The following is a 16,454-nucleotide window of genomic DNA, read 5'->3' as shown; positions in this document are numbered from 1 at the left end:
TCCAACTCATGCTGGCACTTTCTACACTTTTAAACTTATAAGAAGAATTTGAGGAAGTTGTGAGGAAATGGTCTACAGGACAAAATTTTTTCCTTTCGGAAGATGTCAGCTTAAGGAAGCTGAGGTTAAAAGCTAGGATTTTTTACTCAAGAGTGAGGAGTGTTGCCAGCTAGCACAGCAGCTAAAAAAAATTTTCTCTACCGACTACTTACAGTCATTTTCTAGACATCTGGGATATTCTCCTCACAAGTTCCTCAAATTTTCCTTTTAACTTCTAAATGGAATATCTCATACATCCGAATTGTGTACACACAAGATTAATCACGTTTCTATCTGAAAAAATTACACAAGCAGAAGATGAAAAACCCTATTCCCTATTCCCCACACCCCATTCCCCAATTTCCCGACAGAGTTCAGCAACTCTTAAACGACAACAAGATGAACAAGAGAAACTTTGCCACGATAGACGGTAATGAGGCTGTGGCTAAAGTTGTGTATCGACTCAATGAAGTCATTGCCATTTATCCAATTACGCCTTCTTCCCCGATGGCAGAATGGGCGGATGCTTGGGCTAGTGAAGACAAACCCAACATTTGGGGTACTGTACCGACAGTAGTACAGATGCAGAGTGAAGGCGGAGTTGCTGGTGCAGTACATGGGGCTTTGCAAACTGGCTCACTAACCACCACTTTCACCGCATCTCAGGGATTATTGTTGATGATCCCGAATATGTATAAAATTGCCGGTGAACTTACACCTACAGTATTTCATATTGCGGCGCGATCGCTCGCGGCTCAAGCCCTGTCAATTTTCGGAGATCATAGTGATGTCATGGCTTGCCGTGGTACTGGTTTTGGGATGTTATGCGCCGCTTCTGTGCAAGAAGCCCATGATTTCGGCTTAATTTCCACAAAAGCCTCCTTAGAATCACGTATACCTTTCCTACACTTTTTTGACGGTTTTCGTACCTCCCACGAAGTTAATAAAGTTGAAATCTTAACAGACGCAGACTTACAAGCATTCATTCCTGATGAATTAGTCATTGCCCATCGTTCACGCGCCCTCACTCCAGATAAGCCCGTGTTACGTGGTACAGCCCAAAACCCTGATGTCTATTTCCAAGCCAGAGAAACCGTCAACCCTTATTATCTAGCTTGTCCAGACATCACCCAAAAAGTGATGGACGAATTCGCCCAACTCACAGGCAGACAATATCAATTATTTGAATATCACGGACACCCCGCCGCCGAAAAGGTGATTGTCCTCATGAGTTCTGGTTGCGAGACAGTCCATGAAACAGTAGACTATCTCAACGCCCAAGGCGCAAAAGTGGGTGTAGTGAAAGTGCGTTTATATCGCCCCTTTGATAACCAAAGATTTCTCGCCGCCTTACCCCCCACGACTCGCAGCATCGCCGTTTTAGATCGGACTAAAGAACCAGGCGCATCGGGTGAACCGTTGTATTTGGATGTGGTGACAGCCTTACATGAGGAAATGGGTGACACCTTACCCAAAGTAGTTGGTGGGCGTTATGGTTTGTCATCGAAAGAATTTACACCGGCAATGGTGAAGGGCATTTTTGATAACTTAGCCCAAACGACACCCAAAAATCATTTCACCATCGGCATCAATGATGATGTCACCCACACCAGCTTAGATTATGACCCTAATTTCAGCATCGAACCGGATAATATAGTCAGAGCTATATTTTACGGCTTAGGTTCTGATGGGACAGTCGGCGCGAATAAAAATTCAATTAAAATTATTGGCGAAGAAACCAACAATTACGCCCAAGGCTACTTTGTTTACGACTCGAAAAAATCTGGTTCTGTAACTGTTTCACATCTGCGCTTTGGTTCTCAACCCATCCGTTCTACATACTTAATCACCAAAGCCAACTTTGTCGCTTGCCATCAGTGGGAATTTTTAGAAAACTTCCCCATCCTGAAAGACATTGTACCAGGAGGGACATTCTTAATCAATGCTCCCTACGACAGAGAACAAGTCTGGCAACAACTACCGGATGCCATCAAAGCCCAAATTCAGGAGAAACAGCTAAAAGTTTATGCCATTAACGCCTACAAAGTAGCCCGTGAAGCGGGGATGGCAAACAGAATTAACACAGTCATGCAAGTCTGTTTCTTTGCTTTGTCTGGTGTACTGCCCAGGGAAGAAGCGATTGCAGAAATTAAGAAATCTATCCGCAAAACCTACGGCAAAAAAGGCGAACAAATCGTCCAAATGAATATCCAAGCGGTTGATACCACCTTGGAAAACTTATACCAACTAGAAATCACAGCCGAATCTTCCCAGTCAAGAGCCAAGAGTCCCCAATCCCCAATTCCCGAAACTGCCCCTCCATTCGTCCGCGATGTTCTGGGTAAAATTATCGCCCGTGCGGGGGATGAGTTACCTGTGAGTGCTTTACCCGTTGATGGCACATATCCCACAGGTACGGCGAAATGGGAAAAACGCAATATTGCCCAAGAAATTCCGGTTTGGGATCCTGATGTCTGCATTCAATGCGGTAAGTGTGTGATGGTGTGTCCGCACAGTGTGATTCGCAGTAAGGTTTACGAACCAGAATTATTAGAAAATGCACCACCGACTTTTAAGAGTGCGAATGCTAAAGATCATGATTGGCATGATTTGAAATTCACTATCCAAGTAGCAGCCGAAGACTGTACTGGTTGCGGTATCTGCGTTGATGTCTGTCCGGCGAAGAATAAGGCTCAACCACGCAATAAGGCGATTAATATGGCAGCCCAATTGCCGTTAAGGGAAGCCGAGAGGGAAAATTGGGATTTCTTCTTGAGTATGCCTAACCCTGACAGACGCGACTTGAAGCTGAATCATATTAATCAGCAGCAGATGCAAGAACCGTTGTTTGAATTCTCTGGGGCTTGTGCGGGTTGTGGTGAGACACCCTATATTAAGTTAGCCACACAATTGTTTGGCGATCGCATGATTGTTGCCAATGCCACAGGTTGTTCTTCCATCTATGGCGGCAATTTACCCACCACCCCCTGGACACACAACGCCGAAGGACGCGGCCCTGCTTGGTCTAATAGCTTGTTTGAAGATAACGCCGAGTTTGGTTTGGGCTTCCGTATTTCTATTGATAAACAAACCGAGTTCGCTGTTCAATTATTACAAAAGTTGGCGAATCAGGTAGGTACAGAATTAGTTGCAGATATCCTGAATAATCAGCAAACAGGAGAGGCGGAGATTTGGGAACAGCGCGATCGCGTGCAGCTACTCAAACAACGGTTAGCAGCCATCGCCAACGAACACCCCAAAGCCCAACAACTCTTAAGTCTGGCTGATTATCTCGTGAAAAAGAGCGTCTGGATTATCGGCGGTGACGGTTGGGCTTATGATATCGGTTTTGGCGGATTAGATCATGTCATAGCCAGTGGTCGCAACGTGAATATTCTCGTGTTAGACACAGAAGTGTATTCTAACACAGGCGGACAAATGTCCAAATCTACACCCAAGGGGGCGGTAGCTAAATTCGCGGCTGGCGGTAAACCGGCGACGAAAAAAGACTTGGGTTTAATCGCCATGACTTACGGTAATGTTTACGTGGCGAGTGTAGCGATGGGTGCAAAAGATGAACATACCCTCAAAGCCTTTTTAGAAGCTGAAGCTTATGATGGCCCTTCCATTATTATTGCTTACAGCCATTGTATAGCCCACGGCATCAACATCAGTACAGCCATGCAGAATCAAAAAGCCGCCGTTGATTCTGGTAGATGGTTATTGTATCGCTATCATCCCGACCTAGTGAAGCAAGGTAAAAATCCCCTACAACTTGACTCACGTACACCCAGATTACCTGTAGAAGAGTCAATGTATCGAGAAAACCGCTTCAAGATGTTAACAAAAATTAACCCAGAAGTTGCTCAAGAATTGCTGCAAGAAGCGCAAAATGATGTGCATTTGCGCTGGCAAATGTACCAATATTTAGCGGCGCGACAAGTAGCAAATGGTACTAGCAATAAATCAGAGAAGAACGGGAAAGATATCTCGCATTCTCCAGGTTTAGGGGTATGAGGATTCAGGAGTGTCCGGGTTGTCAAGACCTCAATCCTACACTCCTAAACTGCCTAATATGTATGTCTATTTAGATACAAAGGATTATAGCAATATGGATTTAAGCACAAATTATATGGGGATGAAATTGCGATCGCCACTGGTGCCTTCAGCATCGCCCCTGACGGGAGACATTGATAACATTGTGTGGATGGAAGATGCCGGTGCGGGTGCGATTGTCCTGCCTTCCCTGTTTGAAGAACAGTTGAGCATGGAAAGTTACGAACTGCATCATCATCTTACCTATGGAACCGAAAGCTTTCCTGAGTCTTTGAGCTACTTCCCCGAACCGGAAAATTTCCGCCTTGGCCCCGACGAATATCTAGATTTGATTTACAAAGCCAAACAAAAGGTTAAAATTCCCATTATTGCCAGTCTTAACGGTGTGTCACTAGATGGCTGGACTGACTACGCCAGAATGACCGAACAAGCTGGAGCAGCTGCCTTAGAATTAAATATTTACTCTGTGCAAACCAACCCAGACATCACAGGTGAGCAGATAGAGCAGAGCTATATCAATATGGTGAGGACAGTGAAAGCCTCGGTTTCTATTCCTGTATCAATCAAGCTCAGTCCTTATTTTACCAACATGGCCAACATGGCGCAGCGTTTAGATCATGCTGGTGCTGATGCCTTAGTGCTATTTAACCGCTTTTACCAGCCAGATATTAACTTAGAACACCTAGAAGTAGAACCCCATGTATTGTTAAGTACACCCCAAGCCATGCGTTTACCGTTACGCTGGATTGCGATTTTATACGGTCAGATCAATGCTAACTTAGCCGCTACCAGTGGCATTCACAACGCCCATGATGTGTTAAAGATGCTGATGGCTGGCGCAAATATCACCATGCTGTGTTCTGTGTTATTACGACATGGAATCAATCATCTGCGATGTATAGAAAAAGAAATGCTTCAATGGATGGAAAAACACGAATATGAATCTGTACAACAGATGCAAGGCAGCATGAGCCAGAAAAACTGTCCTAACCCCACAGCCTTTGAACGCGCTCAATATATGCGAGCATTGCAAACATATAAACCAGAATGGGGGCGAGTTTACGAACCTTCTCATTATCACGGATGAGGGATTGGGGACTGGGGATTGGAAGGGACTGGATTTTTCCCCTCCGCCTCCCCTGCCTCCCCTGCCTCCCCTGCCTCCCCTGCCTCCCCACTCCCTACTCCCTAATTTTTATGCGTAAACGAATTGGCATTCTTACCAGTGGCGGCGACTGTCCGGGACTCAATTGTGTGATTCGAGCCGTTGTCAGCCATGCTACACTTACTTATGATTGGGAAGTATTAGGTATTCCCTACGCTACTCAAGGTTTATTGGAGCGTCAAACGATCGCTCTCAATTGTCACGGTTGGGATTTGCGCGGTATCGATCCCCTGCTGAATATGGGCGGCACAATTCTCGGCACGATTAATAAGGGCGATACCTTAAGTCGTGTAGATGAAATGCTCGCCAGTTATGAGGCGTTAGGTTTGGATGGGTTGATTGCCATTGGTGGTGATGGGAGTTTAGGCATTATCAATCAACTGGCGCAAAAAGGTAATTGGAATTTAGTTGCTATTCCCAAAACTATAGATAATGATGTCGCCCTGACGGAACGAGCCATTGGCTTTGATACGGCTGTGAATACGATTGTTGATGCTTTAAATCGTCTCACCTTTACCGCCGCTAGTCACGATCGCGTCATGGTTGTGGAAGTCATGGGACGCTCCGCCGGGCATTTAGCACTCCACGCCGGAATCGCTGGGGGTGCAGATGTAATTTTAATCCCAGAACTAGAATACACAATCAAGGGATTATGTCAACATCTAGCAGAATTGCGCGATCGCTGGCGGCGCAAATTTGGGATAATTGTAGTTGCCGAAGGTGCAAAATTGTGCGTAGACGATATGTGCAATTTAGGCAACAAGGAAATCAAAACAGATAGTGCTACCGCTTCTCTCCCCACCCCCAAATGCGGCAAAGGTCAATATATCGCCGAACAAATTGCTTTTTGCAGTCGTGATATGATTGATACCAGAGTTTCTGTTTTAGGACATATTCAGCGTGGTGGGATACCATCAGCATTAGACCGTTTGACAGCCACAGTTTTTGGGAAAGCAGCCGTTGATTTAATCGCTCAAGATAAGTATGGTCAAATGCTAGCTTGGCAAAATGGCCAAGTTGTCTCTGTTCCCATTCAAGAAGCTGTAGCCCAAAGTCCCTTACACGTAGATCCGCATGGCTATTTAGTACAGAGTGCGCGTTCTTTGGGGATTTATGTAGGCGAGAAAAGTTAAAAAATAGCATTATTCATATCTTCAAGAGTCTTGGGACTGCCTTGATACTGCAAACAACCTGCAACATCATCCAAAGTGGTTTCAGGAAAAGTTTTTCTGGGTTTTAAAAGAATCCCATCACCAATTGCAATTACTATTAGTTCCTGGCCAACTTCCCAACCGTGAGATTTGCGTAATTCTTCAGGAATCATGACTCGTCCTTCATCAGACAATTTAGTAATTTCCATCTCTGTTACCAAGCAGAAAAAATATTGATATTGCTAGTATTTTAGCTAATTCGGGCAGCAGCCTCAGTGCATCGATGCCTAATGCCCTGTTTCCTAATTCCTGCCTCCGAGTGTATTGTGCAAGGTATATAACAACTCTTTAGCCGTGAAAGGTTTGGGCAGAACTTGCTGCACACCCATCTCAGATGCTTTTGTTAAGCCTTCCGTGGAACTGATGCCGCTAGAAGCAATAATCTGCACGTTACAGTTCATTCTTTGCATAGTGCGAATGGCAGTAGTTCCATCCATTTCTGGCATCATTAAATCCATGAGGACGACACTAATTTGATGCTTGTGTTGGGCATAAAGTGCGATCGCCTCAATGCCATTACAAGCTGTGATAATTCTATAGTTGTGACTCTCTAGGATCATCTGAACAATTTCACAGATTTGGGGTTCATCATCCACAACTAAAATCAATTCTCTGTTGCCTTGCGGTATTTCTAACTCGTCTGTGGTTAAATCTGGCATTGCTTGTACTGCTGGCAAGAACAGCTGAAATTGACTACCTTGACTCACTTTGCTCAATACAGTCATAAAACCGCCGTGGCTTTTGGTAATCCCTAATACAGTCGCCAAACCTAATCCAGTACCAGTACCTACTTCTTTAGTCGTAAAGAATGGTTCAAAAATTCGATCTAATACTTGGGGCGGCATCCCCACACCTGTATCTATAACTTTTACTAAAATGTAATGCCCGACTTTGGCATTCAGATTCATGCTGGCATAAGCCTCATCAATAAACACATTTTCCGCCGTGATGGTAATTCTACCGCCCTGTGGCATGGCATCACGGGCATTAACTACCAAGTTCATTAAAACTTGATGTAATTGGGTGATATCTCCAGAAACAGCCCAGAGGTCTGATGATAAATTAGTGGTAAATTCAATAGATTTAGGGAAAGTCTGTTTACCAATTAAGATAATGTCAGCAATCAGGTGTTTGAGTTGTACGATGGTGCGTTCTCCTTTAAATCCCCGCGCAAAGGATAACACTTGCTTGACTAAGGCGGCTCCGCGTTTGGCGTTGTTTTCCACAATCTCGATCAGTTGTTGCGATCGCTCTGGATTTTTCTGAATTCTAGTTTTGAGTAGTTGAGCCGATGCCACAATCGGAGTCAAAATATTATTTAAATCATGGGCAATTCCACCAGCTAGTGTGCCTAAACTTTCTAACCGTTGCGCCCGGAAAAACTGCTCTTCGAGTTGTTTTTTTTGGGTGATGTCGGTATCTACAATCAAAATTGATTTAGGTTTGCCGGCTGCGTCGCGCATCAATGTCCAACGGCTTTCCACAATCATATCTTTGCCGGATTTAGTCACTTTCTGCAATTCACCATGCCACACCCCAGTCGCAATGACAATCTTCATCGCTTCTTGATGAATGGGAGACATTGGTTCTGAAGATAATAAATCCTGGGATTTTTTGCCTATCACCTCCTCGGCTAACCAACCATAGAGACGCTCGGCTCCTTGATTCCAGAATGAAATCTGATGTTGTAAGTCTTTGACAAAAATCCCATCGGTAGCAATGTCGAGTAGGGCAGCTTGTTCGTGGATTTTTTGTTCAGCTTGTTTACGCTCGGTAATATCAGAAAAGGAAGCCACCACTGCATAAGGACTGGTTTCCTGTTCCCGCAATAGCGGCTGAGAATTAATTGAAATCCAGCTAAGTTGTCCGTTGGGTTTGCAGACTCCCATCACTACATTTGTGCAGGGTTTGCCTGTACGTAATGTCACCATCGCGGGATGCTGTTCACCAGGAAAGGCAGAACCGTCTTCATAAGTGGTATGCCAAGCAGCATCACAACACGCACGCCCTAATATCTGATCTTGAGATAATCCCAAAATCCTCTCCGCACTGGCATTACAAGCGATGATTCTCCCATGATGATCATGTAGCACTACGCCCTCTTGCATGGCTGTAACTACAGAACGATAACGTTCTTCACTTTCTTGTAAGGCAATTTCTGCTTGTTTGCGTTCGCTGATATCTCTAGTTGTCCCTACCATTCTCATCGGCTTACCGAGTTGGTCACAGTAAGTTACAGCTTTGCTGCTTAACCAGTGGATGCTACCATCAGGACAAACAACGCGATATTCAAGCGCAAATTCTTGCTGTTGCTCAATACTCTGCTGCACAGCCCGAATGAAAGATTGTCTGTCTTCAGGATGTAATAGATTGATAAAGTCTTCCTGACTCGGACACAGAGTTGCTGCCGGTAAACCATAGAGTGGCCCCATATTGGCAGACCAAATAGCATCATTAGTCAAGAGATTCCAGTCAAATAGACCCATACAGGCGGATTTCAGAGCTAAACTCAATCTTTCCTCGCTTTGGCGTAGGGCTTCTTCTGCTTGCTTGCGCCCTGTGATATCTTCAGCCATGCCCGCATAACAGTAAATCGTGCCTGACTCGTTACGGATGGGAAAATTGCGCTCCCAAATCCAACGCATTGAGCCATCAGGGCGGAAAATGCGGTATTCTATATTGGTAGCTTGGGCGTGAGTGGCGATCGCTGCCAGAAGGCGATCGCGATCCTCTGGGTGTACAGCTTCCAACCAAGACTCAGGATGACTGTGTAGACTTTCACAAGAGCGTCCCCAAATTTTTTCGTAAGCTGGGTTTACATATAATAATTCTCTAGAGTGATTGCGTTCTATCCAAATTACTGCTTGGTGGTTTTCGGCAAAATGGCGAAATTTTGTCTCGCTCTCTAGTAATGCTTCCTCGGCTCTTTGACGCTCGTTGATTTCTTGTTGCAAACGCTGATAGGATAATTCTAATGCTGCCGTTTGTTCTTCTAGTGGAAAATTCTTTTGACTGGAGCAGTGTCCCGATTTGTAGCTTTGCTGATTGAGTTGTTGTTGCTCTTGTTCTCTGCCTTCAATCATGCTCACCATCTGTGACTGATTCAATGCTTGTAACAAGCCGGTTGTGGTGATCACTCCTAGCAGTTCCCCGTCATCGTCCAAAATTGGCAAATGCTCAAGCTGATAATCCTGAAATAACGACAAGATGCTGAAAAAATTATGGCACTGTGACAGTTTCCTCGTGATTACTGGCTGTGTCATCACTTGCGTCATTGTCACTTCACAGAAATTGATTTTTGATGCCGCCAGTTTCACTATATCCTGCGCTGTGAAGATGCCTACTAACTGTCCTGCGTCTACAACTAAAACATAATTGGTGTTTTGTAAATGCCAATGGCGCGAGTTGAGGTGAGTCAAAGGCCAACTTGTACTTGTTTGTGGATTCATTAAGCTGATGGCATCGACTACATAGCTATCAGAGCTAATCGTCAATGGACAACGGTTGATTACATGATGCGGAAGAGGTAAGTCGATGAGCCGCTCGTTGAATTGCATAGTTAATTCGTCAATTTTCATTATCCTATTGACAACATGACGAGTAAGCGAAACAGGCAGTAAGCTAATGGTACTTTAATCAGCTTGCTGTCAGATGATTACATTTCATAACAGTTTTGAGATACATTGTGATATCGCTATCATTAGGCCGATAGCCTAGTTGATGCGCCACATAGATACAGTCGGGGATGCTATTACTATTTAGGCACTGTTGCTAATTATTCTCTTGTCAATCTAGAAATAGATAACCTCCTACTTTAAAGAGATTATCGTATTTGATGCTTTTACGGATCTACTTGAGTTGAAATTTATCAGATTATTTTTTTTGAGCTAGCGATCGCCTGAATCATTGATGTATTTTAAAATTCTGTCAACTAACTGACACTAACATGGTCTCAGACAAGCAGTCACAACATTCCCAAATTTAATTATTTTGAGTTTTTCTTGCAGGCTTAAGTGACGATTTTTACAAAAATTTAACTTTTATTACTTAACCCAGAAAATATAGAATGGTGACAAAATTTTGATTGTCAATTGATAATTTTCTACCATTAACTATTTTATCTGCCAATTGCCCAAAGAAAAAAAATACTTATAGATAGCATTGATAATAGTTGATAATTTGGCCTGTAAATTTATATTTCTTCAGGAAGATGAATCAGATAACAAATAGCTTCATCATCTGATTTCCCAGTTTTTCCACACAAATATCAAATTAAATCAACTAAATCTTAATTTTTGATTATTTTTTCGCAGATACGTGTCATATTTATTGCCGCTTGTCGTATGGTAGATACAGTAAATACGCCTGAAGTCTAACTGGGAAAACGTATTTACCACCGAACTTATCTGTCAATATTGCCGCTAGCATTACAGATGCTCAACAAGCAAATACGGAGTAAAATTTTATATGGACTTTCAAGATTTTCTCAGACATCAGTTTGCTCATGTAGTGGTTGGAGAATTCAAGCCAGGGCAATTTGAAGTTGCCAAACAACTCTATGAAGAAGCTGTTTCAACCTATAAGACAGGGTTTAAGAAAGCATACCTATTACAAGAACCAGGAACAGATAAAGGCGTATCGATTATTTTCTGGGAAAGTGTAGAAGATATGGCAGCCAATCAAAGTGAGGCTTACCAAAATATCTTAAAACAGATGATGCCCTTATTTGCCCATCCACCACAAACGACTATATACGAACTGGTTTGTGAAATTCAGCCAGCACCAACACAAGAGTAAGCAAGTAGCTGCGAATATAGTCAGATAGTGATGAGATAACTCTAAACCTCAGAATTGCGAACTTGACAGTCATAGTTTAGAGTTTCTCAGGTAGACAATAAAAAATGTAACAAATCTATGTATAATAAATGACTTTTTAAATAGGTCAAAATAATTAAAGATAAAATCATGATGGGATAGATCCCCGACTTTTTAAAGAAGTCGGGTATCTGATTATTACCTTTTTTTAAGTTGAGCTACTTAGTTATAACCCTAGTATTACTACTGCGGAAAAGTATGGACAATTTGCCGAAAATACAAGACAATTACTCGGCTTTTTGGCTAAGGATGATCCAGCCAAAAATGAAAATAGATTAAGTAACAAACAATTGTATTGCTCACTACATCACAGCTTATATTAAAGTCTATATATAAAGTCATAGTGACTTGATGCCAGTGGTGGAAGTCTGGCTAGTTACTGGTAGTTATTCTGGTGAAAGTATGGTGATACTTAACCACAGTGATGGAGTGTAGTTTCATGTCGAGGCTGCTTCAGCCTGAGAACACCTGGAAATACCAACCAAGTCTTCCTACTGACGCACCCGATTAACTGTTTAGGTTCTTGAGCAATCAAAAATTTAATTAATTGACCATTTTAACAGGAACTTGGCATCATCTACTGAACCATTGTCTTTTTACTGCTGCAATTGCACAAATTTGTGAATTTACTACCAAAGATAGATGTCATGTCAAGCAATAAGCCTTATGATATCTTTTCCCGGTTTTTTTCAGTCAATATCATAAATTAGGTTTATGCCATGCCACGCTGATATCTACATATAAGAATATCCCTGGAATTGCAAATTTTAGTGTGTCCATTTTTAGTATCCCAATGGTTGTGCTAGTGGTTTGGTTTGAGATAGAAAAATCAGCTAAATCCCAGTAGAGATAGATATTGTGAGCCTTTATTGTTGCGGTAATTGTAGTTTATTGCATACACATTTTACCATTGATAACTTCAGGCTCGTTGCACTTCCTCTCAAGATTGATGGAGTTAGTTTTGCCGTAACCTCTGCAAGCAATTCGTGAGAATCTAAAGTGAACATAGAACAATTTATCCAACGAGCAGAAGCATTACACAAACAACTAGCAGATTTATACCAAACTGCTAGCGTTTTACCTTGGATTCCACCAGATTTGCTACCCCAAGCTTTTAAAGAACTCTATAGCAACTCCAAAATGGTGCAGTTAGCCGCAGAAGAACTATATCAACAAAACGAGCAACTGTTAAAAACCAGGAATCTGTTAGAAGCGGAACGTTTACATTACTATGATTTATTTGAGTATGCACCAGATGGCTATTTGGTAACTGATTTAGAAGGGATTATCCAAGAAACTAACCTAGCCGCCGCTAAGTTGCTGAATGCTGCCAAGTATAACTTAGTCGGTAAATCGATAATGAACTTTATCCGACTGGAAGAAAGAGAAAGCTTTAGGAGTGAACTAAACGAGTTATTTGAGTCTGACAGAGTTAGAGAGTTAGTGTTGCGCCTACAGCAACATCATGGAGAATCTTTTGATGCAGCTTTGAAGGTGACGGTAGTTCGTAATCAACATGGTAAGGCTACCTCTTTACGTTGGTTACTGCGTCATATTAATCAACATCAGCAACAAGACTTAGGATTAGTCAATAATGATCAATTCCTCAGTCAAGAACGCCCAATTTGTACATATACTAAGGGTGAAAACATTCCCCTACACCCGTTAGTAATTTGGTATGTTCGCCAAGGTTTAGTCAAACTTAGTACCTTTTGTGAGGCTGGGGAAGAAGTTCTCATCGGGTTAGCAACATCACAAATGGTGTTTGGCTCTAGTATGACATCTTTACCTCTCTACCAAGCTACAGCCCTATCAGATGTAGAACTCGTATCAATTAATGCTAATGAGATGGCAGTAACTCCCATACTCAGCCATATTTTATTACCTAAAATCAATCAGAGGTTAAGGCAAACTGAATCTTTGTTAGTGATTTGTGGTAGACGACGAGTAGAAGAACGCCTACATCATTTATTGCAACTCTTGAAACAAGAAGTAGGTGAACCTGTAGCTGAAGGAATTCGCTTACCTGTTCGCTTTACTCATGAAGATATTGCTAGTGCTTGTGGTACTACGAGAGTCACGATTACACGATTGATGGGCAAATTACAACAACAAGGGTTAATTAGTTTTGACTCGAAGAAACACATAATCTTGAGGGAGTAGGGAAGGGGAGGAAGGGGAGAAAACGGAGGAAGAAATTATTTCTCAGTCAAGAGTCCCTCATCCCCAGTACCCTATCTGATGATGTAGGGAGGGTCAATTCTATGACTACGGATTGCAAGGTTGGGAGTGATTCGCTAGGCTATTGATAAACCCGTTTCTTCTCAGGCGTGCTATGGATGTTGAAAGCAAAGCCAATGTCTCAAATGCTCCAAATCAGACGGAATTTATGCAACCTGTGACAGTACGCAAACCATTGGAATTGTTGCGTGATACTGAAGCTTTCATCCGTCGCCCCACTGTTGCGACATTGACACCAATTTTACCGCCAAAGTTGAGCGATCGCTTGCAAGTAGCCTCAAATTTGGCTGATAACTCCTTGCAAGAACTCTCAAATATTGACTTAGAGCAAATTAGCGACTGGGAACTCAAACCCGCAAGGATTCTTATAGGTTTAAGCTTTGTTGGTTTTGGGGCGTTAATGCTTCTGATGTTGCTGCTGTATGTTCACACATTGCACCCAAACCTCAATACCATTGAGCAGATTCGTCAATACTGGTATGAATATGTCTGGTGTGTCAGTTTGGGAGTGGCGGGAATGTTTCTCTTAGGGCGGGAAGCTATGCGCCCTACTCCTAAATCACAAAAAGTGAGAAAATCAAAACTTTAATATTCAGCCATTCATCGTAATTTACAGGTTTTTAATTTTAATGAAACATGATGATTTTATTTTTCCAGCCGGGTCAAAAGTTTCTCTATTAAAACATTATGACCCAGCTTACCATGATGCTTATCATGATAAAGCTGAGGCGGTGAAAAAATTACAAGCCAATATTGAAAAACTAGCAGAATATCAAGATGTTCTTTATGCTCAAAATACCTACGCCTTGCTGATTATCTTTCAAGCAATGGATGCGGCTGGCAAAGATAGCACCATTAAACACGTTATGTCTGGTGTGAATCCCCAAGGTTTTCAGGTATTTAGTTTTAAATCCCCCAGTGCAGAAGAATTAGATCATGATTATCTCTGGCGAACCATGAAATCCTTGCCAGAAAGGGGACGTATTGGCATCTTCAACCGTTCCTACTATGAAGAAGTTTTAGTAGTTCGGGTGCATCCAGAAATTTTACTTAACCAACAATTACCCCATCATCCCAAAGGTAATCAGATATGGAAACAACGTTTCCACGAAATCAATAATTTTGAAAAATATCTAGTCCATAATGGAATTATCGTCTTAAAATTTTTTCTGAATGTTTCCAAGTCGGAACAAAAAAAGCGGTTTTTACAAAGAATTGAATCCCCGGAAAAACATTGGAAATTTTCTGTAAATGATGTCCGCGAAAGAGCTTTCTGGGATGAGTACATGAAAGCTTATGAAGAAGTTTTTCATCACACCAGCACTGAACACGCTCCTTGGTATATTATCCCTGCTGATCACAAATGGTATACACGTTTAGTTGTGGCTGATATTATCTGCTCAAAGCTCAAAGAACTAAATCTGCAATACCCTACAGTTAGTGAAGCATATAAGCAAGAACTTTTGCAAGCTAAGTATATTTTAGAGCAGGAAGAATAGCTGTAGTCATTAGTCATTAGTCATTAGTCATTAGTCATTAGTCATTAATCATTAGTCATGAATTTTTCTTCCCCTACTTATATCAAGTTCTTTCATCTGACACGATGTCAAGTATAGCCCACCTTAACTGTATTTCCTACATCAAAGCTGATTCAACCACAAGAGAGATTAATATACTCTACAGGAATATTTATCACTCATATTCAGTAGTTAAATAAATGGTATAATTTAAGTCAAACTCATATATACATAATGCACAAATTCGTCAATAATGAGTCTATCTAAAGGCTGAAAACAAACTTAGATAAATAGGCTTTAATCTTTAGAGTCTTCACAATTTCGACCAATTTTTTTGATAAGTTTAAAGTGGAGTCAAAACATTTGTTGTTTTAACTCTTTATTCCTTGATGAAATAAGAAGGAACGAGCTATGGATACTGCTGTCAAATACGATATTGAGGTTATCAAGGATGAAGCACGTCAACTCGTCTCCAAAGGGCTAGTTAACCGTCAACAGCCAATTTATACTCTATGTAAATACATTTCTGAGCGTGAATGGCCATTGTTTGAGTTGGAATTGGAAAAAAATGAATTTTTGCTCAGAGATAGAATTATTGACTTGTTGAGCCATGAAAGATGGGAAGAAGACTAAATCTCTCATTTAACCTTGATCCCCATAAATGCCATTCTTGAACAATCACAATCTAAAATTCTCACAAAAACAACAACCCTCGAACTAATTCGAGGGTTTGAGATCAGAGGTAAAAGTAGTTGACAAATGCGCTAGTTTATGGAGGGGGATATTGTCATGTTTACAGGCGATCGCTCTATAGTGGCACATCTTGGAGTTCATGCGATTCGATATATTCAACAGTCGCAGCCGGTTCTCGCGGCTCAAAACCACGAGAGAGTTTTGCAACAATGATCTCAACTAAGGAACCAGGAGTTTCCATACTGTAGACTGGCATATCTTGCCAACAGTGGCGACAAAACCAATGAACTTCAGAACCACGGATATGTGGTAACAGTAAACCAGAACAACATGGGCAGCTAATCATAACCGTATATCCTCTTTGAAAACAGTATTTATCGAAAAATAAAAAAGTGAATTGAAAAAATAGAACTATAAAAAACTTATTTCTACTTTCAGAATAGTAATAAATTATGAGGATTCTGTGAGGAAAAACATCATACGCAATAGTTCGTAATTTTTGTACATTAAATTAGAAGTGTTCACTCACAAAAGGGGACTCAGGAGAAGCGGAGGGAGCGGAGGAAGCAGGGGGGAAAATCTAGTGCATCGATCCCCAATGTCCAATCACCAATAACTAATGACTAATGACTAATGACTAATATCCTCACAAGATCC

At 41.8% G+C, this 16,454-nt stretch carries 11 protein-coding genes; 8 read left to right on the top strand and 3 right to left on the bottom strand.

Going from position 1 to position 16,454, the window contains the following annotated elements; genetic code table 11:
• Nucleotides 1-438: 438 nt before the first annotated feature.
• From nifJ to AACS98_RS16365, 3 genes are all read left to right on the top strand, one after another.
• Entirely contained in the window at nucleotides 439-4,056 is a 3,618-nt protein-coding gene (gene nifJ / locus AACS98_RS16375; protein WP_066381775.1) for a pyruvate:ferredoxin (flavodoxin) oxidoreductase, read from the top strand.
• 94 nt (nucleotides 4,057-4,150) lie between these two features.
• Entirely contained in the window at nucleotides 4,151-5,182 is a 1,032-nt protein-coding gene (locus tag AACS98_RS16370; RefSeq protein ID WP_066381773.1) for a dihydroorotate dehydrogenase-like protein, read from the top strand.
• Nucleotides 5,183-5,292: 110 nt separating this feature from the next.
• On the top strand, nucleotides 5,293-6,393 hold the full coding sequence (locus tag AACS98_RS16365; RefSeq protein ID WP_066381726.1) for an ATP-dependent 6-phosphofructokinase: 1,101 nt from the start codon (nucleotides 5,293-5,295) through the stop codon (nucleotides 6,391-6,393).
• On the opposite strand, the gene AACS98_RS16360 is transcribed toward AACS98_RS16365, so the two are convergent.
• Entirely contained in the window at nucleotides 6,390-6,620 is a 231-nt protein-coding gene (locus AACS98_RS16360) for an AbrB/MazE/SpoVT family DNA-binding domain-containing protein (protein ID WP_066381724.1), read from the bottom strand. The genes AACS98_RS16365 and AACS98_RS16360 overlap by 4 nt on opposite strands.
• Before the next feature lie 93 nt (nucleotides 6,621-6,713).
• Nucleotides 6,714-10,028: a PAS domain S-box protein gene (locus AACS98_RS16355; protein WP_232317161.1), complete on the bottom strand. Its 3,315-nt coding sequence runs from the start codon at nucleotides 10,026-10,028 to the stop codon at nucleotides 6,714-6,716.
• A 910-nt stretch (nucleotides 10,029-10,938) separates the two neighbouring features.
• Between AACS98_RS16355 and AACS98_RS16350 the strand changes: the two genes are divergently transcribed.
• The 5 genes from AACS98_RS16350 (at nucleotide 10,939) to AACS98_RS16330 (ending at nucleotide 15,737) form a co-directional block, all read left to right on the top strand.
• A complete protein-coding gene (locus AACS98_RS16350; protein ID WP_066381721.1) occupies nucleotides 10,939-11,268 on the top strand; it encodes a putative quinol monooxygenase in 330 nt (109 codons plus the stop codon).
• Between the two features lie 1,077 nt (nucleotides 11,269-12,345).
• Nucleotides 12,346-13,509, top strand: a complete 1,164-nt coding sequence (locus tag AACS98_RS16345) for a helix-turn-helix domain-containing protein (RefSeq protein ID WP_066381720.1) — start codon at nucleotides 12,346-12,348, stop codon at nucleotides 13,507-13,509.
• A 172-nt stretch (nucleotides 13,510-13,681) separates the two neighbouring features.
• Nucleotides 13,682-14,176 carry a hypothetical protein gene (locus AACS98_RS16340; RefSeq protein ID WP_066381719.1) on the top strand — a complete coding sequence of 165 codons (495 nt, stop codon included), beginning with the start codon at nucleotides 13,682-13,684 and terminating at the stop codon, nucleotides 14,174-14,176.
• A 40-nt stretch (nucleotides 14,177-14,216) separates the two neighbouring features.
• The gene (locus AACS98_RS16335) at nucleotides 14,217-15,086 is read left to right on the top strand and encodes a polyphosphate kinase 2 family protein (RefSeq protein WP_066381717.1); all 870 of its coding nucleotides are present in this window, start codon (nucleotides 14,217-14,219) and stop codon (nucleotides 15,084-15,086) included.
• 429 nt (nucleotides 15,087-15,515) lie between these two features.
• Nucleotides 15,516-15,737 carry a DUF4327 family protein gene (locus AACS98_RS16330; protein WP_066381715.1) on the top strand — a complete coding sequence of 74 codons (222 nt, stop codon included), beginning with the start codon at nucleotides 15,516-15,518 and terminating at the stop codon, nucleotides 15,735-15,737.
• 175 nt (nucleotides 15,738-15,912) lie between these two features.
• On the opposite strand, the gene AACS98_RS16325 is transcribed toward AACS98_RS16330, so the two are convergent.
• Nucleotides 15,913-16,143: a hypothetical protein gene (locus AACS98_RS16325; protein ID WP_066381713.1), complete on the bottom strand. Its 231-nt coding sequence runs from the start codon at nucleotides 16,141-16,143 to the stop codon at nucleotides 15,913-15,915.
• Nucleotides 16,144-16,454 lie beyond the last annotated feature (311 nt).

The sequence above is a fragment of the Anabaena sp. CA = ATCC 33047 genome, assembly GCF_963870205.1.
GTDB lineage: Bacteria > Cyanobacteriota > Cyanobacteriia > Cyanobacteriales > Nostocaceae > Trichormus.
The sequence above is the reverse complement of the archived record's forward strand: the minus strand, read 5'-3'. Positions and strand labels throughout refer to the sequence as shown.